Source organism: Priestia megaterium NBRC 15308 = ATCC 14581, from assembly GCF_000832985.1.
In the GTDB taxonomy this organism is placed as follows: domain Bacteria; phylum Bacillota; class Bacilli; order Bacillales; family Bacillaceae_H; genus Priestia; species Priestia megaterium.
In genome coordinates this window covers 1,016,829-1,038,985 of the sequence record NZ_CP009920.1, presented here as the reverse complement: position 1 = coordinate 1,038,985, position 22,157 = coordinate 1,016,829, and the positions used below count along the sequence as shown (strand labels likewise).

The 22,157-nt window shown below is 39.3% G+C and carries 20 protein-coding genes and 1 pseudogene; all 21 read left to right on the top strand.

The annotated features are described in order from the left end of the window. The first annotated feature begins 72 nt into the window (after positions 1 to 72). The 21 genes and pseudogenes from smc (at position 73) to hslU (ending at position 22,148) form a co-directional block, all read left to right on the top strand. On the top strand, positions 73 to 3,633 hold the full coding sequence (smc, locus tag BG04_RS05870) for a chromosome segregation protein SMC (protein WP_034649190.1): 3,561 nt from the start codon (positions 73 to 75) through the stop codon (positions 3,631 to 3,633). A gap of 25 nt (positions 3,634 to 3,658) precedes the next feature. After that, a complete protein-coding gene (ftsY, locus tag BG04_RS05865) occupies positions 3,659 to 4,657 on the top strand; it encodes a signal recognition particle-docking protein FtsY (protein ID WP_013058902.1) in 999 nt (332 codons plus the stop codon). A 273-nt stretch (positions 4,658 to 4,930) separates the two neighbouring features. Continuing rightward, on the top strand, positions 4,931 to 5,263 hold the full coding sequence (locus BG04_RS05860) for a putative DNA-binding protein (RefSeq protein WP_025750337.1): 333 nt from the start codon (positions 4,931 to 4,933) through the stop codon (positions 5,261 to 5,263). A gap of 12 nt (positions 5,264 to 5,275) precedes the next feature. Continuing rightward, positions 5,276 to 6,619 (top strand): signal recognition particle protein, encoded by a 1,344-nt coding sequence (ffh, locus tag BG04_RS05855; protein ID WP_034649192.1) that lies wholly within the window; start codon positions 5,276 to 5,278, stop codon positions 6,617 to 6,619. A 136-nt stretch (positions 6,620 to 6,755) separates the two neighbouring features. Beyond that, positions 6,756 to 7,028, top strand: a complete 273-nt coding sequence (gene rpsP, locus BG04_RS05850) for a 30S ribosomal protein S16 (protein ID WP_013058899.1) — start codon at positions 6,756 to 6,758, stop codon at positions 7,026 to 7,028. A gap of 11 nt (positions 7,029 to 7,039) precedes the next feature. Next, positions 7,040 to 7,270 (top strand): KH domain-containing protein, encoded by a 231-nt coding sequence (locus tag BG04_RS05845; RefSeq protein WP_013058898.1) that lies wholly within the window; start codon positions 7,040 to 7,042, stop codon positions 7,268 to 7,270. 151 nt (positions 7,271 to 7,421) lie between these two features. Continuing rightward, entirely contained in the window at positions 7,422 to 7,805 is a 384-nt protein-coding gene (locus BG04_RS05840) for a YlqD family protein (RefSeq protein ID WP_013058897.1), read from the top strand. 12 nt (positions 7,806 to 7,817) lie between these two features. Then, the gene (gene rimM / locus BG04_RS05835; protein WP_013058896.1) at positions 7,818 to 8,330 is read left to right on the top strand and encodes a ribosome maturation factor RimM; all 513 of its coding nucleotides are present in this window, start codon (positions 7,818 to 7,820) and stop codon (positions 8,328 to 8,330) included. Then, entirely contained in the window at positions 8,330 to 9,070 is a 741-nt protein-coding gene (gene trmD / locus BG04_RS05830; RefSeq protein WP_034649194.1) for a tRNA (guanosine(37)-N1)-methyltransferase TrmD, read from the top strand. Before rimM ends, trmD begins: the two co-directional genes overlap by 1 nt. A 161-nt stretch (positions 9,071 to 9,231) precedes the next feature. After that, positions 9,232 to 9,576, top strand: a complete 345-nt coding sequence (gene rplS, locus BG04_RS05825; RefSeq protein WP_013084808.1) for a 50S ribosomal protein L19 — start codon at positions 9,232 to 9,234, stop codon at positions 9,574 to 9,576. A gap of 180 nt (positions 9,577 to 9,756) precedes the next feature. Beyond that, positions 9,757 to 10,308, top strand: coding sequence for a signal peptidase I (gene lepB / locus BG04_RS05820; RefSeq protein ID WP_013058893.1), 552 nt, complete (start codon positions 9,757 to 9,759; stop codon positions 10,306 to 10,308). Positions 10,309 to 10,329: 21 nt separating this feature from the next. After that, a complete protein-coding gene (gene ylqF / locus BG04_RS05815) occupies positions 10,330 to 11,196 on the top strand; it encodes a ribosome biogenesis GTPase YlqF (RefSeq protein WP_025750333.1) in 867 nt (288 codons plus the stop codon). Positions 11,197 to 11,303: 107 nt separating this feature from the next. Beyond that, a complete protein-coding gene (locus BG04_RS05810; protein ID WP_034649195.1) occupies positions 11,304 to 12,071 on the top strand; it encodes a ribonuclease HII in 768 nt (255 codons plus the stop codon). A gap of 369 nt (positions 12,072 to 12,440) precedes the next feature. After that, positions 12,441 to 13,601, top strand: coding sequence for an ADP-forming succinate--CoA ligase subunit beta (sucC, locus tag BG04_RS05805; RefSeq protein WP_013058890.1), 1,161 nt, complete (start codon positions 12,441 to 12,443; stop codon positions 13,599 to 13,601). A gap of 18 nt (positions 13,602 to 13,619) precedes the next feature. After that, positions 13,620 to 14,522, top strand: a complete 903-nt coding sequence (sucD, locus tag BG04_RS05800) for a succinate--CoA ligase subunit alpha (protein ID WP_016765409.1) — start codon at positions 13,620 to 13,622, stop codon at positions 14,520 to 14,522. Positions 14,523 to 14,585: 63 nt separating this feature from the next. Beyond that, positions 14,586 to 15,466: pseudogene (gene dprA, locus BG04_RS05795) on the top strand (DNA-processing protein DprA). A gap of 154 nt (positions 15,467 to 15,620) precedes the next feature. Beyond that, the gene (gene topA / locus BG04_RS05790) at positions 15,621 to 17,696 is read left to right on the top strand and encodes a type I DNA topoisomerase (RefSeq protein ID WP_034649196.1); all 2,076 of its coding nucleotides are present in this window, start codon (positions 15,621 to 15,623) and stop codon (positions 17,694 to 17,696) included. A gap of 205 nt (positions 17,697 to 17,901) precedes the next feature. After that, entirely contained in the window at positions 17,902 to 19,206 is a 1,305-nt protein-coding gene (gene trmFO / locus BG04_RS05785; RefSeq protein WP_034649198.1) for an FADH(2)-oxidizing methylenetetrahydrofolate--tRNA-(uracil(54)-C(5))-methyltransferase TrmFO, read from the top strand. 65 nt (positions 19,207 to 19,271) lie between these two features. Continuing rightward, on the top strand, positions 19,272 to 20,174 hold the full coding sequence (gene xerC / locus BG04_RS05780; RefSeq protein ID WP_014458427.1) for a tyrosine recombinase XerC: 903 nt from the start codon (positions 19,272 to 19,274) through the stop codon (positions 20,172 to 20,174). Between the two features lie 14 nt (positions 20,175 to 20,188). Beyond that, entirely contained in the window at positions 20,189 to 20,731 is a 543-nt protein-coding gene (gene hslV / locus BG04_RS05775; RefSeq protein WP_013058884.1) for an ATP-dependent protease subunit HslV, read from the top strand. A gap of 16 nt (positions 20,732 to 20,747) precedes the next feature. After that, on the top strand, positions 20,748 to 22,148 hold the full coding sequence (gene hslU / locus BG04_RS05770; RefSeq protein ID WP_013084801.1) for an ATP-dependent protease ATPase subunit HslU: 1,401 nt from the start codon (positions 20,748 to 20,750) through the stop codon (positions 22,146 to 22,148). The last annotated feature ends 9 nt before the right edge of the window (positions 22,149 to 22,157 follow it).

Genomic DNA, 22,157 nt, shown 5'->3' with positions numbered 1-22,157 from the left:
TCCCCCTCTTAACGTATTCGTTATAAAGGGGGATTTGCTATGAAAAGATTACAAGTGTGAGGGGGGATTTCTATGTTCCTCAAACGATTAGATATTGCAGGGTTCAAATCGTTTGCAGAAAAAGTATCGATAGATTTTGTTCCAGGTGTAACGGCGGTAGTAGGACCGAATGGAAGCGGAAAAAGTAACATTACGGATGCCATACGCTGGGTGCTTGGAGAACAGTCAGCCAAATCGCTTCGTGGAGGGAAAATGGAGGACATTATTTTTGCGGGAAGCGAATCACGCCGTGCGGTAAACGTGGCTGACGTAACGCTGACGTTGGAAAATGATGACCAGTTTCTCCCGCTTGACTACCATGAAGTTAGTATTACAAGGCGCGTGTACCGCTCAGGAGACAGTGAATTTTTTATTAACAACCAGCCGTGCCGCTTGAAAGATATTGTCGATTTATTTATGGATTCAGGACTTGGAAGAGAAGCTTTTTCGATTATCAGTCAAGGAAAAGTAGAAGAAGTACTAAGCAGTAAATCTGACGAGCGCCGTAAAATCTTTGAAGAAGCTGCAGGTGTATTAAAATACAAAACGCGTAAACGAAAAGCGGAGCTTCGACTTCTCGAAACGCAAGAAAATTTAAATCGAGTGGTAGATATTCTTCATGAAATTGAAGGCCAGTTAGAGCCTTTACAGATTCAATCGTCTATTGCAAAAGATTATTTGCAGAAAAAAGAAGAATTAGAGCACATTGATGTGGCTGTTACGGTATTTGAAGTTGAAGATCTTCATCAGAAATGGGAAAAACTAAAAGCTGAAATGGCTCAGCACGAGCAGCTTGAAGAATCTCTCGCGACGAATATTCGCACGCGTGAAGGAGAAATCCAGACCCTTCGTTTGCACATTCAGCAAATAGATGAACAACTAGACTCTTTACATAAAAAACTACTATATGTAAGTGAAGAAGTAGAAAAGCTAGAAGGCAAAAAAGAAGTATTAAAAGAGCGTAAGAAAAATGCCTTTCAAAATAAAGAGCAGCTGGAACGTTTAGTAAAAGAGTATACTCATAAGCATCAAGAGCTAAGTAAAGCAAAAGACAGCGAAGGAAAAGATCTTGAGCAATCTCAAAAAGAAGTACAAGAGATACGCCTGAAGCTTACTGAGCAGGAACAGCTGTTCAGGCAGTACAGCGAGAATCTAGAAGAAAAACTTGAACAGATGAAAAGCGAGTATTTTGAATTAGCGAACGCTCAAACATCCGCCCGAAATGAAATTTCATTTTTAGAGCAGCAAAAAATGCAAACGTTTGAAAAAGAGCAGCGTTTAACAAAATCCAACGAGCAATACGTAGAACAGCGCCGTGAATTAACGCAGCGAAAAGAAGCGGCGATCAAAAGGCTTGCTCAGTTTCGTCAAGAGCTTCAGCAAGCTGTACAAGTGTATAAGCAGCAAGGAGAGCAGCTTGAGTCATTAAGGCAAGCCTATCGCAAACAAGAGTCTACGCTTTATCAAGCTTATCAGTACGTGCAGCAGACAAAATCACGAAAAGAAATGCTTGAAGAGATGCAAGAAGACTATGAAGGTTATTTTCACGGTGTAAAAGAAGTATTAAAAGCGCGTGATGAGAAGCTTGCAGGTATCAAAGGCGCGATTGCTGAGCTAATTAATGTCCCAAAAGAGTATGAAACAGCGCTTGAAATTGCCCTTGGAGGAGCAGCTCAGCATATTGTCGTTCAAGACGAACAAAGTGCACGTCAGGCAATTGGCTTTTTGAAACAAAATGGTTACGGGAGAGCTACATTTTTACCACTGACGTCTGTAAAAGACCGTTATGTTCCCGCTCAAACTATTTCTATGCTAGAAAGCCATGAAGCGTATGTAGGAATCGCTTCATCTCTTGTTAAGTACGAAGCTACCTACGACCGAGTTATTAAAAATTTGCTTGGAACCGTTATTGTAGTCAATGATTTAAAAGGTGCAAATGAACTTGCCCGTCTTGTGCAGCACCGCTATCGTTTTGTGACCGTTAAAGGAGATGTCGTCAACCCCGGTGGTTCGATGACAGGCGGTTCAATGAAGCAAAAGTCTAACTCTTTGTTAGGCCGTCAGCGTGAAGTGGAAGCCATTACGGCAAAAATAGAAGAGATGGAACAAAAGACGCTTGTGCTCGAGCAAGATGTGAAAGATAAAAAGTCACAGATTGAGGAGCTTCAGCAGGAAATTAATAAACAGCAGGCATTTGTGGAACGCTTGAAAGATAAAGAGCAGGAATCTGACCGAGAAGTAAAGCAAATTGACATCGAAGAGAAAGCAGTGAATGACCGCTTAACCATGTACGATCATGATATTGCTAGCTTTAGACAAGATCAAACGAGCTTGTCCGCTCGAATTGATGAGCTGCATACAAGTTTGCAAGGAAATCAGCAGCAGGCAAATGTATTAGAGAAAAACATTGAAGAGTTAGCTGCACGCAAGCATACACAGCAAACGTCTAAAGAAACGGTTCAACATGAGCTTACAGAAGTAAAAGTGCTTCTTGCGAAAAAAGAACAGTTCCTCACAAATCAGCAAGAAAAATATGAAAGAGTGTGTTTTGAGCTTGATCAAACCATTCAGCGTTTATCTGAAACTACAGATGATCTTTCTCTTTTAACGAGTGAAATCACGAGCAACGACTCGGGTGAACTTCAGCTCGAAGAAGCAGCGCATGAGCGAATAAAAGAAAAGACAGAAACGTTAAAATTAATGGATGACTCCAGATCAGAGCGGTTGAAAGCCCAGAATAAACTTGAAGACGAAGAGAGGATTGTAAAAGAGCTGCAGCGTCAGTACAAACAAATTGCGGATGCTTTAAAAGATGAAGAAGTCAAAATCAATCGAATTGATGTAGAGCTAGACAGCCGTCTGCAGCAGCTGACAGAAGAGTACGAAATTAGCTTTGAAGCAGCAAAAGAAAATTATCCTTTAACATTAGATATTCAAGAAGCGAGGAAAAAAATCAAGCTCATTAAGCTGGCAATTGATGAATTAGGAACCGTAAACTTAGGTTCTATTGAACAATACGAACGCGTTTCAGAGCGCTATGAATTTTTAAATACGCAGCGAGCGGACCTTGACGAAGCGAAAAATACCCTGTATCAAGTGATTGAAGAAATGGACGAGGAAATGAAGAAACGTTTTTCTGATACGTTCACTCGTATCCGCAATGAATTTGGTACAGTGTTCTCTTCCCTATTCGGAGGAGGAAAAGCGGATTTGAAATTAACCGATCCGAAAGATTTATTAAATACAGGTGTGGAAATTGTTGCCCAGCCTCCTGGGAAAAAACTGCAGAATCTAGGGTTGCTGTCAGGCGGCGAGCGTTCGTTAACAGCCATTGCCCTCCTGTTTTCTATTTTGAAAGTACGTCCGGTGCCGTTTTGTGTGCTAGATGAAGTGGAAGCGGCGCTTGATGAAGCAAACGTTCATCGCTTTGCTACGTATTTACGCAAATTTAGTACTCAAACACAGTTCATTGTTATTACTCACCGAAAAGGTACAATGGAAGAAGCTGATGTACTGTACGGTGTGACGATGCAAGAATCTGGCGTATCGAAATTAGTCTCTGTTCGTTTAGAAGAATCAAAGCAATATGTTTAACTCATAGAATGAAAGGGTGGTACGAATGAGCTTTTTTAAGAAACTAAAAGAAAAAATTACAATGCAAACCGATTCTGTTACCCAAAAATTTAAAGATGGCTTATCAAAAACGCGCAATTCTTTTTCAGAACGCGTGAATGATCTAGTGTCTCGCTATCGTCAAGTAGACGAAGAGTTTTTTGAGGAATTAGAAGAAATTTTAATCAGTGCTGATGTTGGTGTGGCTACCGTGTTGGATTTAATTGATGACTTAAAATCGGAAGTGAAACGCCGTAATATTAAGGATCCTCAAGATGTACAGGCAGTCATCTCTGAGAAATTAATTGATATTTATGAATCTGGTGAAGAGCAGATTGGTGAACTGAATATGCAGCAAAATGATTTAACGGTGATTTTGTTTGTAGGAGTAAACGGTGTTGGAAAAACAACAACCATTGGGAAGATTGCGCATAAATTCAAACAAGAAGGCAAAAAAGTCGTAATGGCAGCAGGAGATACGTTCCGTGCCGGTGCGATTGAGCAGTTAGAAGTATGGGGAGAACGCGTTGGTGTGGATGTTATTAAGCAATCTGCAGGCTCTGACCCTGCCGCTGTCATGTATGACGCTGTTCAGTCAGCTAAGGCTCGAAAAGCAGATGTTTTATTATGTGATACAGCAGGGCGCCTTCAAAATAAAGTAAATTTAATGAAAGAATTAGAGAAAGTAAAGCGTGTTATTGAGCGAGAAATTCCTGGTGCTCCTCATGAGGTACTTCTTGTACTTGATGCGACGACGGGTCAAAACGCTTTAAGTCAGGCTAAAACATTCTCAGAAGCAACGAACGTGACGGGAATTGTGTTAACAAAACTAGATGGTACGGCTAAAGGCGGAATTGTTCTTGCCATTCGAAACGAACTGAAGCTTCCTGTTAAATTCGTTGGCCTTGGAGAAAAAGTGGACGACCTTCAGCCGTTTGACACGGAGCAATATATCTATGGGTTATTTGCCAATGCTGTAGAAGAAGAAACAGAAAAAGAGGCGTAATCTAAAAAGAGGCTGGGATATAAGTATCTTAATTGAAGGGAGATCCGAACGATTAATCGTTCGGATTTTTTTATTAGTAGGGGGGACGCAGGTTTCATATTTATTCGTCTTTAAATTGAAGTAATTTAGTTATGTTTCCATCTCTTTTAAGTGGGAAAATGTGAGGTGTTAAGGAAAAAACTTGACATTCAAACCTCGCCTAGTTAAACTAATAACATGTAAAGGCTTTTCACTTAACAAGGGGGCGGTCAGATGGTTGAAAAGAGCGTGCATATGCTCGAAAAAACAACAAGAATGAATTACTTATTTGACTTCTATCAGGCGCTGTTGACGCCCAAACAAAGAAGTTATATGTCACTTTATTACTTGGATGATTATTCCCTCGGTGAAATAGCGGAAGAATTTGATGTGAGTCGTCAAGCAGTTTATGATAATATAAAACGTACAGAGCAAATGCTTGAACAATATGAGGAAAAGCTATTGTTATTTCAACGGTTTCAAGAGCGTCAATCAATTGTTCAACAACTGAAAGACGAACTTGCAGCCGACTTACACAAGAATAGTAAGCTTTCTTCTCTTCTTGATTCGCTCGAGAAATTAGATTAGGGGGCGGCGTATATGGCATTTGAAGGATTAGCCGACCGTTTGCAAAGCACACTGCAAAAGTTAAAAGGAAAAGGAAAAGTTAACGAAGCTGATGTTAAAGAAATGATGCGTGAAGTTAGACTTGCCCTTTTAGAAGCCGATGTAAACTTTAAAGTAGTAAAAGACTTTGTTAAGCGCGTAAGCGAACGTGCTGTAGGTCAAGACGTTCTTAAGAGCTTAACGCCTGGACAACAAGTTATTAAGGTTGTACAAGAAGAATTAACTGTACTTATGGGCGGAGAGCAAAGCAAGATTGCAGTAGCTCCAAAAGCTCCAACTGTAATTATGATGGTTGGACTTCAAGGTGCAGGTAAAACAACAACAACCGGTAAACTTGCCAATTTATTACGTAAAAAATATAACCGTAATCCATTGCTTGTAGCAGCAGATATTTATCGTCCGGCAGCTATTAAACAGCTTGAAACACTAGGAAAACAGCTTAGCATGTCTGTTTTTTCATTAGGTGATCAAGTAAGTCCTGTGGAGATTGCGAAACAAGCTATTGCTCATGCGAAAGAAGAGCATCACGATTATGTATTAATTGATACAGCGGGACGTTTGCATGTTGATGAAAATTTAATGGAGGAGTTAGAACAGATCAAAGAGCTTTCTAACCCAGACGAAATTTTCCTTGTTGTCGATGCGATGACGGGTCAAGATGCAGTAAACGTTGCGGATAGCTTTAATAAGCAATTAGGATTAACTGGAGTTGTATTAACGAAACTAGACGGCGATACGCGCGGTGGTGCAGCGCTTTCTATTCGTGCAGTAACCGATACACCAATTAAGTTTGTCGGTCTTGGAGAAAAAATGGATGCTATTGAAGCATTCCATCCAGAGCGTATGGCTTCCCGTATCTTAGGTATGGGTGATGTGCTGACGCTTATCGAAAAGGCTCAGGCAAATGTAGATGCTGAAAAAGCAAAAGAGCTTGAAGCTAAGCTGCGCACGCAGTCATTTACATTTGATGACTTTTTAGATCAACTTGCTCAGGTGCGTCAAATGGGACCGCTTGATGAGCTAATTGGTATGCTTCCGGGCGCCAATAAAGTAAAGGGGCTCAAAAACCTGCAGGTGGATGAAAAGCAAATTAATCATGTAGAAGCAATCATTCGTTCTATGACGAAAGCGGAAAAAACAAACCCTGAAATCATTAATGCAAGTCGAAGAAAGCGTATTGCAAAAGGAAGCGGACGTTCTGTACAAGAAGTCAACCGTTTGCTTAAACAATTTGAAGACATGAAAAAAATGATGAAACAAATGACAAATATGTCAAAAGGCAAGAAAAAGGGTATGAAACTTCCATTCTTTTCATGATAAAACGCTTGATTCGGACTGAAAAACCAAAGAAAATAAAATATTTTTCTAGTGTTAAGAAAAAAACCTTTACAAACATTTTACCTATTTGATATTATATTATCTTGTTGAAACATATTCGGAGGTGCTTTATAAAATGGCAGTAAAAATTCGTTTAAAACGTATGGGAGCTAAAAAATCTCCTTTCTATCGTATCGTAGCAGCAGACTCTCGTTCACCACGTGATGGACGTTACATCGAAGTAGTTGGAACTTACAATCCTGTAGTTCAACCAGCTGAAGTTAAAATCGATGAAGAGCTAGCTCTTAAATGGTTACAAAATGGTGCTAAACCATCTGATACAGTTCGTAACCTTTTCTCTAACGAAGGCATCATGGAAAAATTCCATAATGCTAAATTAGGAAAATAATTTCACTCGAGATGACATCACTAATCGAAACAATTGTAAAGCCGCTTGTTGATTACCCAGCTGATGTTAAAGTGGAGGAACAAGAAGATGAACGTCAAGTGACGTACATCCTTACTGTTCACCAAGAAGATGTCGGCAAAGTAATCGGCAAACAAGGTCGCGTTGCAAAAGCGATTCGAACTGTTGTGAATGCAGCAGCATCACAGCAAGGTAAAAAAGTGTATGTGAAAATTCAAGAGTAATCAAAAAGGGAGAGGGATAACCTCGCCCTTTTTTTATGTTATGATAAGATGAACGTTTTGATCACAGTAAGTCTTTTGCGAGCAAGAAGCAGCTATTTCAATATGCATGTAAAAAGCACAAGGTCACTATATTGAGAGCGGAGGGAACGTTTTGAACATTATTCAAAAAGTGGTTGTGAAACAAGTGTTAACTGAAGCAAGCAAACAAGATCTTGAAAATCGTTTTATAAACCGCAAGCAGGCGCTTGAAAAAGAAATGGAACAGCTGAAATTTCAGTTAAAGCATATGGAAAAAGCCAATAAAGGTTCTTCTTTATTACATAGTCAGTTTGAAAAAGAAAAATCCGCTCGCCTTGAAAAAATTGAAGTGTTGAACTTTCAGCTGACGCAATTAGAAAAGCTTCCTTTAGGGAGCGAACTCGTTGAAACGGAACTTGATGCCTTAGTAGAGGTAAAAATCGGCGATGATTGGGAAAAGATAAAAGAAAGTAAAACAATTATTATAAAAGATAGCAAAGTTGTTGAGATTAGATAGAGGTGAAGAAGTATGAAATGGTTTAAGGTTGGAAAAATTGTGAATACCCATGGCGTAAAAGGAGAAGTTCGTATTGTATCAACTACGGATTTTGCTGACGAGCGCTATGAAAAAGGAAATAAACTTTATATCTTCAAAGAAAAGCAAAGCGAGCCGGTAGAAGTAACGGTAGCAAGCCACCGCAGGCATAAAAATTTTGATTTGCTTACATTCGAAGGCTATCAAAACGTAAATGATGTTGAGCAGTATAAAAACTGCGAAGTGAAAATTCCTGAGGAGCAGCTAACGGATTTAGAAGACGGTGAATTCTATTTCCACGAAATTATTGGCTGTACAGTAAAAACAGAAGACGGAGTAGAGGTAGGAACGGTCAAAGAAATTTTAACGCCGGGAGCTAATGATGTGTGGGTTGTTAAAAAAGGCGGAAAAGAAGTTCTTATTCCTTACATCGACGACGTTGTACAATCTATTGATATAGATGAAAAAGAGATTGTTATTACAGTAATGGAAGGGTTATTGGACTAATGAAAATTGATGTACTGTCGCTATTTCCTTCTATGTTTGACGGTGTTTTTGGTGAATCAATTTTGAAAAAAGCACAGGAAAAAAATGCGGTTGAACTGAATGTAGTTAATTTCCGAGAATATTCTACGAACAAACATCAAAATGTGGACGATTATCCTTACGGCGGAGGTGCTGGAATGGTATTGACGCCTCAGCCTATTTTTGACGCTGTAGAAAAGCTGACTAGAACAGCTGAGAAGCCCCGGGTAGTTTTGCTTTGTCCGCAGGGCGAACGCTATACACAGGCAAAAGCAGAAGAGCTAGCAGCAGAAGAGCATTTAATTTTTATTTGCGGTCATTACGAAGGATATGATGAACGAATTCGTGAGCAGTTGGTAACTGATGAAATTTCAATTGGTGACTATGTATTAACTGGAGGAGAGCTTGGTGCAATGGTTGTGATCGATAGCGTTGTTCGCCTGCTTCCTGATGTCCTTGGCAATAATCATTCAGCTGTACAGGACTCACACAGTACCGGTTTACTAGAGCACCCCCACTATACGCGTCCTGCTGATTTTAGAGGCTTAACGGTTCCTGAAGTACTTATGTCAGGAAATCATAAAAAAATTGAACAGTGGCGCCAAAAAGAATCTTTAAAGCGCACGCTGCTTCGAAGACCGGATATGCTTGAAAAGATGGAGCTAACAGAAGAGCAAAAGAAACTAGTAGCTCAATTAAAAGAAGAAAATCAGCTTTCATAAATCCATAAAATTTATGCATAAACTCTGTTGCATACGGTATAAGAGTGTGCTAAGATAGATTTTGTGGCTTGGGCAGATGTCTGGTCACCTATAACGATGTTCCGCTGCAATGATTGAAAAGCATTGGTATGAGCGTCTGTTGGAAGGAGTTGAAACACGCGATGCAAAAATTAATCGAAGAGATTACAAAAGAACAATTAAAAACAGATCTTCCTACGTTCCGTCCTGGTGATACTGTACGTGTACACGTAAATATCGTTGAGGGTACTCGTGAACGTGTTCAGGTATTTGAAGGTGTTGTTATTAAGCGTCGTGGCGGTGGTATCAGCGAAACATTTACAGTACGTAAGATTTCTTACGGTGTAGGTGTAGAGCGTACATTCCCACTTCATACGCCAAAAATTGCAAAAATCGAAGTAATGCGCCGCGGTAAAGTACGCCGTGCGAAACTTTATTACCTACGTGAATTACGTGGTAAAGCTGCGCGTATTAAAGAAATTCGATAATAGTAAAGGGGAGCTTGTTTATACAAGCTCCTTTTTTCAAATGTTTTTTTAGAACGATTCGTTCTCTGACAGTAAAAAATAGACGTACAAGTCATCAATTTTTTATTCTATTTATTTATTAGGCGTTTCAAACATTATCGTTTAAAATAAAGGTATGACATAAGAGTTGGAGGACTGAAGATGGCTCGAAAGAAAAATGAACTGTGGGAATGGATAAAAGCAATCGCCATTGCCGTACTGTTAGCTGTTGTAATTCGCTATTTCTTGTTTGCACCGATTGTAGTAGATGGACTTTCTATGATGCCTACGCTGCATGACCAAAATCGAATGATTGTAAATAAGTTCTCCTATAAGATTGGTGATCCTGATCGCTTTGATATTATTGTTTTTCATGCTACAGCGGAAAAAGATTACATAAAACGTATTATTGGACTGCCGGGTGATCATATTGAGTATCGAAATGATACGCTATATGTAAATGGAAAAGCTTATAAAGAGCCCTATTTAGATCAGTATAAAAAAGAAGTGATTGACGGTAATTTAACCGAAGACTTTAAGCTAGAAGACGTAACGGGTAAAAAGACCGTGCCAGAAGGATATTTGTTCGTGATGGGAGACAATCGACGCTACAGTAAAGACAGCCGTCAGATTGGCTTTGTGAGCATGGACAAGGTGCTTGGTAAAACGAGTGCCGTATACTGGCCGATTAAAGAAGCGCGTTTTGCAAAGTAAAATATAAAAGGTGAGTAAAATATGACAATTCAATGGTTTCCTGGCCATATGGCCAAGGCCAGAAGACAAGTAACTGAAAAGCTAAAATTGATTGATATTGTATACGAACTGGTTGATGCACGCATTCCGCAATCATCGCGAAATCCAATGATTGATGAGATTATCGTGAACAAGCCGAGAATCGTATTGCTGAATAAAGTGGATAAAGCTGATCCGCGCGTTACTCAGCAGTGGCTAGATTATTACAAAGAACAAGGTATTTATGCCTTAGCTATTGACGCACAAGCAGGTAAAGGAATGAAACAAATTGTTTCGTCTTCCAAAGAACTTCTTCAAGAGAAGTTTGACCGCATGCGCGCAAAAGGAGTTAAAAAACCCCGCGCTATCCGTGCGATGATTGTAGGGATTCCTAACGTCGGTAAATCAACGCTGATTAATCGCCTTGCCAGCAAAAAAATCGCCAAGACCGGAGATCGTCCAGGTGTGACGCAAGCACAGCAGTGGATTAAGGTAGGAAATGAGCTGGAGCTACTTGATACGCCAGGTATTTTGTGGCCTAAGTTTGAAGATGAAACAGTTGGATATAAGCTTGCGACAACGGGTGCTATCAAAGATACCATTTTAAATATGCAAGATGTCGCTGTTTATGCGCTGCGCTTCTTAACTAGCCATTACCCAGAACAATTAAAGCAGCGTTATGATTTAAATGAAATCCCTGAAGACATTGTAGAGCTTTTTGATGCAATTGGGTCGCGCCGCGGCTGTTTAATGGGTGGCGGCATGGTGGATTACGATAAAACGGCTGAGCTTGTTCTTCGAGAAATTCGAACGGATAAAATTGGCACCTTTACATTTGATGATCCAAGTGAAGCTGAACAGCAGCTGTAAGCAATACATTGCGAACTGAAACAAAAAACGCCTCTGCCTTTTTAGCATGAGGCGTTTTTTATGTAAAAGTGCCGCGTGAAAATGTTGATATAAAGAAGGTGGAGCTAATGAAAAAGAGTATTAAAGAAATAAAAGAAGAACTAAAGCAAGTGAGAAGCCCGGAAGATGCTTTATTTAAGGTATATGCGCAAGATGAGCGTAAAGGTGTGCAACAGGTTATTATTCAAAAACAAAGGCAATTTGAAGCCGCTGAGCGCTTAAAGAAACAGTTTGATGAAATGATGGCATATGAAAACGAATTATACAATCAGGGAGCAACCTATATTGCCGGAGTAGATGAAGTAGGAAGAGGACCGTTAGCAGGACCGGTAGTAGCTGCTGCTGTTATTTTGCCGCCGGATTTTTTTCTCCCTGGTTTGACGGATTCAAAGAAGTTATCAGAGGCAAAGCGAGAAGAATTTTATGAAGAAATTTGTAAAAGCGCTGTCGCTATCGGTATAGGTATTATAGACGCAGAGGTCATTGATTCTATTAATATTTATGAAGCAACAAAAAAGGCAATGACTGAAGCAATTGAATTTCTAGCTGTTCAGCCTGATGAACTGCTTATTGATGCGATGAAGCTGCCGGTGCCTATTTCGCAGCAATCAATCATCAAAGGCGATGCTACAAGCATTTCGATTGCTGCAAGTTCTGTTATTGCAAAAGTGACGCGAGATCGAATGATGAAAGAACTTGGTGAACGCTATCCTGCATACGGATTCGAAAAACATATGGGATATGGAACAAAACAACATTTAGAAGCAATCCAACAATATGGAATTTTGCCAGAACACCGCCGATCTTTTGCACCGATAAAAAACCAAGTAAACTAGAACATGATACCCGAGCATATCCCTGCTTTTTAGCGCATGTTTCACATGCGGGATTTTAGGTTCAAAAAGAATATAGCCTATTTAAGTGGAGGTATTGCTACGGGTGAAGTTCGTAAATTATTTTCCTTTCAGTTCGCTTCAGTTGTGAAGGTTGATTTACATGATCAACCATACGTTTAACGTCCGCAGAGCCTCATCGACTTCATAAGGTATGGTTAAGTACTATCTCCATAAAAATATCAATTTTCTTATTATTTCAATATTTTTCACTAGAATAGTAGACAATTAGACAATTATTTTTATACAATGAAAGCGCAGTCTATTTTGTGCAGTATAGTTTTGTGGTTGATTATGTTAGGAGGATGGGAAATGAATATCCATGAGTATCAAGGAAAAGAACTACTCAGAAAATATGGGGTTGCAGTACCAAACGGTCGAGTAGCTTTTACTGTTGAAGAAGCAGTTGAAGCAGCAAAGGAATTAGGTTCACAAGTATCAGTGGTGAAAGCACAAATCCATGCTGGTGGACGCGGTAAAGCGGGCGGTGTCAAAGTAGCAAAAAACTTAGATGAAGTTCGTACATATGCACAAGATATTTTAGGAAAGACCCTCGTAACACACCAAACAGGCCCTGAAGGAAAAGAAGTTAAGCGCTTGTTAGTTGAAGAGGGATGCGATATTAAGAAAGAATACTACATCGGTTTAGTTCTTGATCGTGCAACGTCTCAAGTTGTATTGATGGGTTCTGAAGAAGGTGGAACTGAAATTGAAGAAGTGGCGGAAAAAACGCCTGAAAAAATCTTTAAAGAATATGTAGATCCTGCGATTGGTTTACAAGCATTCCAAGCTCGCAGACTTGCATTTAATATTAATATTCCAAAAGAATTAGTTGGAAAAGCAGTTAAGTTCATGACAGGTTTATATACAGTATTTGTTGAAAAAGACTGCTCAATCGCAGAGATTAATCCTCTAGTTGTAACAGGTGACGGAGACGTTATGGCATTGGATGCGAAGTTAAACTTTGATTCAAATGCGCTGTATCGTCAAAAAGATATTCTTGAATATCGTGACCTTGAAGAGGAAGATGCTAAAGAAATTGAAGCATCTAAATACGACTTAAGCTACATTTCACTAGACGGTAATATCGGTTGTATGGTAAACGGTGCAGGTTTAGCAATGGCAACGATGGATATTATTAAACATTACGGAGGCGACCCTGCTAACTTCCTGGATGTTGGGGGCGGCGCAACTGCTGAAAAAGTAACAGAAGCATTCAAAATTATTTTATCTGACCAAAATGTAAAAGGTATTTTTGTTAATATTTTCGGCGGGATTATGAAATGTGATGTTATTGCAACAGGTGTTGTTGAAGCAACGAAACAAGTGGGATTAAGCCTTCCATTAGTTGTTCGTTTAGAAGGAACAAACGTTGAACTTGGAAAAGAAATTTTACAAAAATCAGGCTTAAATATCACAGCTGCTGAATCTATGGCAGACGGCGCACAAAAAATCGTTTCACTAGTGAAATAGAAAGGCTGGGGGATAGGAATGAGCGTATTTATTAATCAAGATACAAAAGTAATTGTACAAGGAATTACAGGCGGAGTTGGCCTTTTTCATACACAGCAAATGTTAGAATATGGAACGAAAATTGTTGGTGGCGTAACGCCAGGTAAAGGCGGCTTAGAAGTAGAAGGTGTTCCGGTATTTAATACGGTTGCCGAGGCAAAAGAAAAAACAGGTGCAACGGCTTCTGTTGTATATGTTCCGCCAGCATTCGCAGCTGACTCCATTATTGAAGCAGTTGACGCAGATTTAGATTTAGTTATTTGTATTACGGAAGGTATTCCAGTATTAGATATGGTAAAAGTAAAGCGTTATATGGAAGGAAAACGTACGCGCCTTGTGGGACCTAACTGCCCAGGTGTTATTACACCGGAAGAATGTAAAATTGGAATTATGCCAGGGTACATTCACAAAAAAGGTCATGTAGGTGTAGTTTCACGTTCTGGTACATTAACATATGAAGCTGTTCATCAACTTTCTGAAGCTGGCATTGGCCAATCAACAGCTGTTGGTATCGGTGGTGACCCAGTGAACGGCACGAACTTTATCGATGTATTACAAGCGTTTAATGAAGATGAAGATACGTATGCAGTAATTATGATTGGTGAAATCGGCGGTACAGCAGAAGAAGAAGCGGCAGAATGGGTAAAAGCAAATATGACAAAACCTGTGGTCGGCTTCATTGGTGGTCAAACAGCACCTCCAGGAAAACGTATGGGCCATGCTGGTGCTATTATTTCAGGTGGTAAAGGGACAGCGTCTGAAAAGATTAAAACAATGAATGAGTGCGGTATTCAAGTAGCTGAAACACCATCTGTTATGGGAGAAACACTTATTAAAGTGTTAAAAGAACAAGGCATTTACGAGCAGTGTAAGACTCATTAATAGAAGACATATAGCCTCCTTTGACCGGGGGCTATTTTGTCCATTTAAAAAGGAGATTGTAGAATGTCTGATTTACGGGAAAAATTAATTCATTTAGCACATTGTCATCTGTTAATTGGAAACAAATTTTTACGCTACTTCAACAGAATTCTTCATTACAAAATCTCTACGAGTACTCTCCATCACAGCTTCAAAAACTATTGACTCTCTCGATTGAACGTGCTAATCAAATAAAAAAAGATTTGCAAACTATTCCAATACGAGATATTCTAGATAAATATGACGCTGAGAATATTCAATGTGTCACCATCCTAGATGATGAATATCCTGAACTTTTGCGCCATATTTATGATCCGCCTTGGGTATTATTTGCAAAAGGAAAGGTTTCTCTTCTACACGCTCCAGAAAGCTTAAGCATTGTAGGAACAAGGAACCCCACTTCATATGGAACTGCAGCTCTGACTCATATTGTTAAGCCGATGCTGCATGAAGAATTTGTCGTTGTAAGTGGACTAGCTTTAGGGATTGACCAGGCTGCTCATGAACTGGCTATCGCTGAAAAAGCTAAAACGATTGCAGTTTTAGGCGGAGGGTTTTATAATATTTACCCAAGAGTAAACCAAAATTTAGCAAGAGAAATTGCGCAGCATCATTTGCTGCTTTCTGAATATGCCCCGTTTATGAAGCCGACGAAATGGTTTTTCCCTCGCAGAAACAGAATCATTAGCGGATTAACAGGAGGCACGTTGGTGGTGCAAGCAAAAGAAAGAAGTGGATCTTTTATTACCGCCGACCAGGCGCTTCAGCAAGGAAGAGAAGTATTTGCCATACCGGGTTCTATTTTTGAAGAAACATCATGTGGAACGAATAAGTTAATCCAATTAGGGGCAAAACTTGTGCAAAGCGCTGCTGATATTACAAATGAAATGATGTATATAAGATGAATGTTTCAAAGCAGTCATATTCTTGCATGGTATGAAATACTAGTGAGATACGTAGTAAAATCGTATGACTTATCTTTTGGACATTTGACAAACAAGAACCAAATATTTAATAATAATGAAGATTTTATTCTACCTCTTGAGGAGGAACAAATAGATGTCTGACTACCTAGTAATTGTAGAATCGCCTGCAAAGGCTAAAACAATTGAACGTTATTTAGGAAAGAAATATAAAGTAAAAGCATCGATGGGACATGTTCGCGATTTACCTAAAAGTCAAATGGGAATTGATATTGAACAGGATTACAATCCGAAATATATTACAATTCGCGGGAAAGGCCCGGTTTTAAAAGAACTAAAAACAGCGGCTAAAAAAGCAAAAAAGATTTACCTAGCAGCCGATCCAGACCGTGAAGGAGAAGCGATTGCATGGCACTTGGCGCACAGTTTGGATGTAGACATTGCATCGGACTGCCGCGTAGTATTTAACGAGATTACAAAAGAAGCGATTAAAGAATCTTTTAAACATCCACGAGCAATTAATATGGATTTAGTAGATGCTCAGCAAGCACGCCGTATTCTTGACAGACTGGTTGGCTACAACATCAGTCCATTGCTGTGGAAAAAAGTGAAAAAAGGATTAAGTGCCGGAAGGGTTCAATCAATTGCAGTGCGGTTAATTATTGATCGTGAAAAAGAAATTGCAAAGTTTATCCCAGAAGAATACTGGACGGTAAAAGCAACTTTTCAAAAAGGAAACGACCAATTTGAAGGCCAGTTGATCGAATATCAAGGGAAAAAAGTAGAGCTATCGAATGAAAATGATGTAACCAACATTGTTAAACAATTAGATGGAAATGAATTTTCAATTTCTAAAGTAACAAAACGTGAGCGAAAGCGTAATGCGGCTCCTTCTTTTACGACGTCTTCATTACAGCAAGAGGCAGCGCGGAAACTGAACTTCCGAGCGAAGAAAACAATGATGATTGCGCAGCAATTATATGAAGGAATTGATTTAGGAAAAGAAGGTACAGTAGGTCTTATCACGTATATGCGTACCGATTCTACTCGTATTTCAGAAACAGCTCAAACAGAAGCTAGAGATTACATTACGAACGCATACGGAAATCAGTTTGTGGCAACGGAAAAGCGCAAAGAAAAGAAAAATTCGAACGCGCAAGATGCCCACGAAGCGATTCGTCCAACTTCAGCTCTTCGTAAACCAGGAGAGGTAAAAGAGTTCTTATCGCGTGATCAGTATCGACTGTATAAGTTAGTATGGGAGCGCTTCGTTGCTAGTCAAATGGCACCTGCAATTATGGATACAATGGCTGTAGATTTGAAAAATGGGGACGTAACATTTAGAGCAAACGGCTCGAAAGTTAAATTTCCAGGCTTTATGAAAGTGTATGTTGAAGGCAATGATGATCAAGTGGAGGAAAAAGAAAATCTTCTTCCAGATTTAGAAGAAGGAGAAATAGCTTATTCTAAGGACATCGATGAAAAGCAGCACTTCACACAGCCGCCGCCAAGATATACTGAAGCTCGTTTAGTCAAGACATTAGAAGAGCTAGGCATTGGACGACCGTCTACATATGCTCCAACACTTGACACGATTCAAAAGCGCGGGTACGTAGCGCTCGATAACAAGCGTTTTGTTCCAACAGAACTTGGAGAAATTGTACTGGAGCTTGTATTGGAGTTTTTCCCGGAAATTTTAGATGTAGAGTTTACAGCTAAAATGGAAAACGATTTGGATGAAGTGGAAGATGGTAATGTTCAATGGGTGCATGTTATTGACGAATTTTACAGTGATTTTGAAAAACGCTTAGAACATGCTGAAAAAGAAATGCGCGAAGTGGAGATTAAAGATGAACCTGCCGGAGAAGATTGTGAAGAATGCGGTTCACCTATGGTATACAAAATGGGACGCTACGGAAAATTTATGGCATGCTCTAATTTCCCTGACTGCCGCAACACAAAGCCAATTGTAAAAGAGATTGGTGTAAAGTGTCCGAAATGTGAAGAAGGAAATATCGTTGAGCGAAAATCGAAGAAAAAGCGTACATTTTATGGCTGTGATCGATTCCCGGGCTGTGATTTCGTATCTTGGGATAAGCCGATTGCAAGAAAATGTCCGAAATGTGAAAATCTGCTTGTGGAGAAGAAACAGAAAAAAGGAACTCAAGTCGTCTGTACAAGTTGTGATTATAAAGAGGAAGCTCAGCAGTAAAAGAGAATGGGATGAATTCCCACACTTTAAATTTACAAATAGCAGTTATATAAGATGCGGCGACATTGCTTCATGTGCTAAAATGGAAACGTTATTAGCGACATTGAGTAATGTCGCATTTTCTTTGTCTCGTTAAAAAAGAAAAGACAAGTGAATGAATAAGGAAAATGATAGAAAAGATAGAAATGAAGTTGGAGGATTTACAATGAATGAACAAGTAATTAATGTTATCGGAGCAGGTCTTGCTGGAAGTGAAGCAGCTTGGCAGATCGCAAAGCGCGGTTTGAAAGTACGTCTTTATGAGATGAGACCAGTGAAGCAAACACCTGCTCATCATACGGACAAATTTGCTGAATTAGTATGTAGTAATTCACTGCGCGCGAATACATTAACAAATGCAGTGGGTGTTTTAAAAGAAGAAATGCGATTATTAGACTCTGTAATTATTCGTTCAGCAGACGAGTGTGCGGTTCCAGCAGGTGGAGCACTGGCTGTTGATCGTCACGAATTTGCCGCTCGTGTAACGGAAAGTGTTAAAAACCATCCGAACGTAACGGTTGTTAATGAAGAGATTACGGAAATTCCACAAGGACCAACTGTTATTGCAACAGGTCCGTTAACGTCAAAAGATTTATCAGAACAGCTGCGCGCGTTAACAAGTGAAGATTATTTATATTTTTACGATGCGGCTGCACCTATTATTGAAAAAGACAGCATTGATATGGATAAAGTATATCTTAAATCTCGCTATGACAAAGGGGAAGCTGCCTATTTAAACTGTCCGATGACAAAAGAAGAATTCCACCGTTTTCATGAAGCATTAATCAATGCAGAGACGGTTCCTTTAAAAGAATTTGAGAAAGAAATTTATTTTGAAGGATGTATGCCCATTGAAGTAATGGCTTCACGCGGAGAAAAAACAATGCTTTTTGGACCAATGAAACCAGTTGGGTTAGAAGATCCGAAAACAGGAAAGCGACCTTATGCAGTTGTTCAGCTTCGTCAAGATGATGCAGCAGGTACACTATATAATATCGTAGGTTTCCAAACACATTTAAAATGGGGAGCACAAAAAGAAGTATTAAGCTTAATCCCAGGTTTAGAAAATGCAGAAGTAGTACGCTACGGAGTTATGCATAGAAATACGTTTATTAATTCTCCTAAATTGTTAAAGCCTACGTATCAATATCGTGAGCGTGATGACTTATTCTTTGCTGGACAAATGACGGGAGTAGAAGGATATGTAGAATCAGCTGCGAGCGGATTAATGGCAGGAATGAACGCAGCTCGACTTGTGCTTGGTGAAGAATTGGTTGTAATGCCGCAGGAAACGGCGATTGGCAGTATGGCTCACTATATCACACATACAAGCGCTAAAAACTTCCAGCCGATGAATGCCAACTTTGGCTTATTCAAAGAATTGGAAGTGCGAATCAAAAACAAACAAGAACGAAATGAAACGCTTGCTAAAAGAGCATTGGAAACTATTCAGAATTTTACAACAAAATAATCAAAATTGTTTGCAAGGGCTACTTAATTGTGATAATATTTAGTAGCCCTTGTGAGGTGATAACATTGGAATTTGTTAAAGATGTATTAAATTCCTTTCTAGAATATTTACAAATTGAGAAAAACTATTCAAAATATACAGTTGACTGCTATGAAAAAGACATAGGTATCTTCATGTCTTTTATGCAGGAAGAGCAAATACAAAACCTACAAAGTGTTACATATGCTGATGCAAGGCTGTTTTTAACACGCCTATATGAAAAGCAGTATTCAAAAAGATCGATGTCACGCAAAATTTCTTGCTTGAGAACGTTTTATCGTTACTTAAATAGAGAAGAATTAGTAGAAGATAATCCATTTGCGCTCGTTACCCTTCCTAAAAAGGAAGAGCGAAATCCTCGCTTCCTGTATGAAGAGGAGATTGTGAAATTATTTCAAATGAATGATTTAACAACTCCGTTAGGGCAGCGTAATCAGTCTCTATTAGAATTGCTGTATGCCACCGGAATACGAGTGAGTGAATGTGCATCTATTAAGCTTAGCGATATAGATTTTTCACTTCAAACTTTGCTCGTATATGGCAAAGGGAAAAAACAACGGTACGTGCCATTTGGCTGTTATGCCAAGGACGCTCTTAGAGTATATATAGATAATGGAAGAAAGCTTCTTTTAAAAAAGGCTCCTTCTGATACTCATTCGCTCTTTTTAAATTATAAGGGGACACCGTTGACAGACCGAGGCATACGCTTAGTCATTGATCAGTTAGTAAAGAAGACCGCTGAGAATATACATATTAGTCCACACGTTTTGCGGCATACTTTTGCGACTCATATGTTAAATGAAGGGGCAGATTTACGTACAGTTCAAGAAATGCTAGGTCATGAACATTTATCAACCACTCAAATATACACACATGTGACGAAGGATCGTTTAAAGGCAGTTTATATGAATCACCATCCTCGCGCATAAAAGGAGGAGTTAATTTGTCTACTTTCCATGCTACTACGATTTTTGCGGTCCAGCATAACGGTCAATGTGCTATGTCTGGAGACGGACAAGTAACGTTCGGAAATGCTGTTGTGATGAAACATACTGCTCGAAAAGTAAGACGTCTATTTCAAGGGCAAGTTCTTGCCGGCTTTGCAGGTTCAGTAGCTGATGCATTCACTCTTTTTGAATTATTTGAAACGAAGCTTGAAGAGTATAACGGAAATCTTCAGCGTGCAGCCGTTGAGCTTGCTAAACAATGGAGAAGTGACAAAGTATTGCGAAAGTTAGAAGCAATGCTTATTGTTATGAACAAAGATAACTTACTGTTAGTATCAGGAACGGGTGAAGTTATTGAACCGGACGACGGCATTTTAGCAATTGGATCAGGCGGAAATTATGCTTTATCAGCGGGACGTGCATTAAAACAACATGCAGGCGAACATTTAACAGCTAAAGAAATTGCAAAAGCAGCTTTAGATGTAGCAAGTGAGATATGTGTTTATACAAATGATCATATTATTGTAGAAGAACTGTAGGAAAGGGGATTTTTTTATGAATTCTCATTTAACACCTCGACAAATTGTAGAAAAGCTCGATCAGTATATTATTGGTCAAACGAAGGCAAAGAAAGCGGTCGCTGTTGCGCTGCGAAATCGCTATCGACGCGGTCTGCTAGACGAATCTTTACGTGATGAAGTTGTGCCGAAAAACATTTTAATGATTGGTCCTACAGGTGTGGGTAAAACCGAGATTGCACGCCGCTTAGCTAAGCTTGTCGGTGCACCTTTTATTAAGGTTGAGGCAACAAAATTTACGGAAGTTGGGTATGTAGGGCGCGATGTAGAATCAATGGTTCGTGATTTAGTGGAAACGTCAGTTCGACTTGTGAAAGAAGAAAAAATGAACGGCGTGCGTGATCGCGCAGAAGAAAATGCAAACAAGCGGATAGTAGAGCTTCTTGTTCCGAGCAAAAAGAAGCAGCAATCGTTTAAAAATCCGTTTGAAATGATTTTTTCAAACGGTACACAGTCAAGCGATGCGGATCCTGATCAAGATGAGGAAACGAATATTGCAACGAAGCGCAAGCAGATTGCTCATCAGCTTGCTTTAGGAGAGCTTGAAAATCATTATGTCACAATTGAAGTAGAAGAGCAACAGCCTTCTATGTTTGATATGTTACAAGGTTCGGGTATGGAACAAATGGGCATGAACATGCAGGATGCCTTAAGCAATTTTATGCCTAAAAAACAAAAAAAGCGCAAACTTACTGTTAAAGATGCACGAAAAGTATTAACAAATGAAGAAGCGCAAAAATTGATTGATATGGATGAAGTGACGCAAGAAGCTGTGAATCGTGCAGAACAATACGGAATTATTTTCATTGACGAAATTGATAAAATTGCTCAGAAAAGTGGTAATTCATCTTCCGCTGATGTTTCACGTGAAGGCGTACAGCGAGATATTTTACCAATTGTAGAAGGGTCAACGATTGTTACAAAATATGGCGCAGTCAAAACTGATCATGTTTTATTTGTAGCAGCCGGTGCTTTCCATGTATCAAAACCGTCAGATCTAATTCCAGAATTGCAAGGTCGATTCCCAATTCGCGTTGAATTAACGAAGCTAACCGTTGAAGATTTTATAAACATTTTAGTAGAGCCAGATAATGCGTTATTAAAGCAATATGCGGCATTATTGGAAACTGAAGGTATACAAATTGAATTTTCTGACGATGCTATACGTAAGATTGCAGAAATTGCATATCAGGTAAATCAAGATACAGATAATATTGGTGCAAGAAGACTTCATACGATTTTAGAACGTTTGCTAGAGGATTTATCGTTTGAAGCACCAGAAGTAACATTAGAGAAAATTGTGATTACTCCGCAGTACGTGGAAGAAAAATTAGAAAAAATCGCTAAAAACAAAGATTTGAGTCAATTTATTTTATAGAACTGAAAT

What these genes read in the sequence shown, in the direction of transcription:
- sucC (WP_013058890.1), top strand. Translation starts at nt 12,441, where the DNA reads ATGAATATCCATGAGTATCAAGGAAAAGAACTACTCAGAAAATATGGG.
- sucD (WP_016765409.1), top strand. Translation starts at nt 13,620, where the DNA reads ATGAGCGTATTTATTAATCAAGATACAAAAGTAATTGTACAAGGAATT.
- trmD (WP_034649194.1), top strand. Translation starts at nt 8,330, where the DNA reads ATGAAAATTGATGTACTGTCGCTATTTCCTTCTATGTTTGACGGTGTT.
- topA (WP_034649196.1), top strand. Translation starts at nt 15,621, where the DNA reads ATGTCTGACTACCTAGTAATTGTAGAATCGCCTGCAAAGGCTAAAACA.
- lepB (WP_013058893.1), top strand. Translation starts at nt 9,757, where the DNA reads ATGGCTCGAAAGAAAAATGAACTGTGGGAATGGATAAAAGCAATCGCC.
- BG04_RS05860 (WP_025750337.1), top strand. Translation starts at nt 4,931, where the DNA reads ATGCTCGAAAAAACAACAAGAATGAATTACTTATTTGACTTCTATCAG.
- rimM (WP_013058896.1), top strand. Translation starts at nt 7,818, where the DNA reads ATGAAATGGTTTAAGGTTGGAAAAATTGTGAATACCCATGGCGTAAAA.
- ylqF (WP_025750333.1), top strand. Translation starts at nt 10,330, where the DNA reads ATGACAATTCAATGGTTTCCTGGCCATATGGCCAAGGCCAGAAGACAA.
- BG04_RS05845 (WP_013058898.1), top strand. Translation starts at nt 7,040, where the DNA reads ATGACATCACTAATCGAAACAATTGTAAAGCCGCTTGTTGATTACCCA.
- hslU (WP_013084801.1), top strand. Translation starts at nt 20,748, where the DNA reads ATGAATTCTCATTTAACACCTCGACAAATTGTAGAAAAGCTCGATCAG.
- trmFO (WP_034649198.1), top strand. Translation starts at nt 17,902, where the DNA reads ATGAATGAACAAGTAATTAATGTTATCGGAGCAGGTCTTGCTGGAAGT.
- ftsY (WP_013058902.1), top strand. Translation starts at nt 3,659, where the DNA reads ATGAGCTTTTTTAAGAAACTAAAAGAAAAAATTACAATGCAAACCGAT.
- ffh (WP_034649192.1), top strand. Translation starts at nt 5,276, where the DNA reads ATGGCATTTGAAGGATTAGCCGACCGTTTGCAAAGCACACTGCAAAAG.
- BG04_RS05810 (WP_034649195.1), top strand. Translation starts at nt 11,304, where the DNA reads ATGAAAAAGAGTATTAAAGAAATAAAAGAAGAACTAAAGCAAGTGAGA.
- rplS (WP_013084808.1), top strand. Translation starts at nt 9,232, where the DNA reads ATGCAAAAATTAATCGAAGAGATTACAAAAGAACAATTAAAAACAGAT.
- smc (WP_034649190.1), top strand. Translation starts at nt 73, where the DNA reads ATGTTCCTCAAACGATTAGATATTGCAGGGTTCAAATCGTTTGCAGAA.
- rpsP (WP_013058899.1), top strand. Translation starts at nt 6,756, where the DNA reads ATGGCAGTAAAAATTCGTTTAAAACGTATGGGAGCTAAAAAATCTCCT.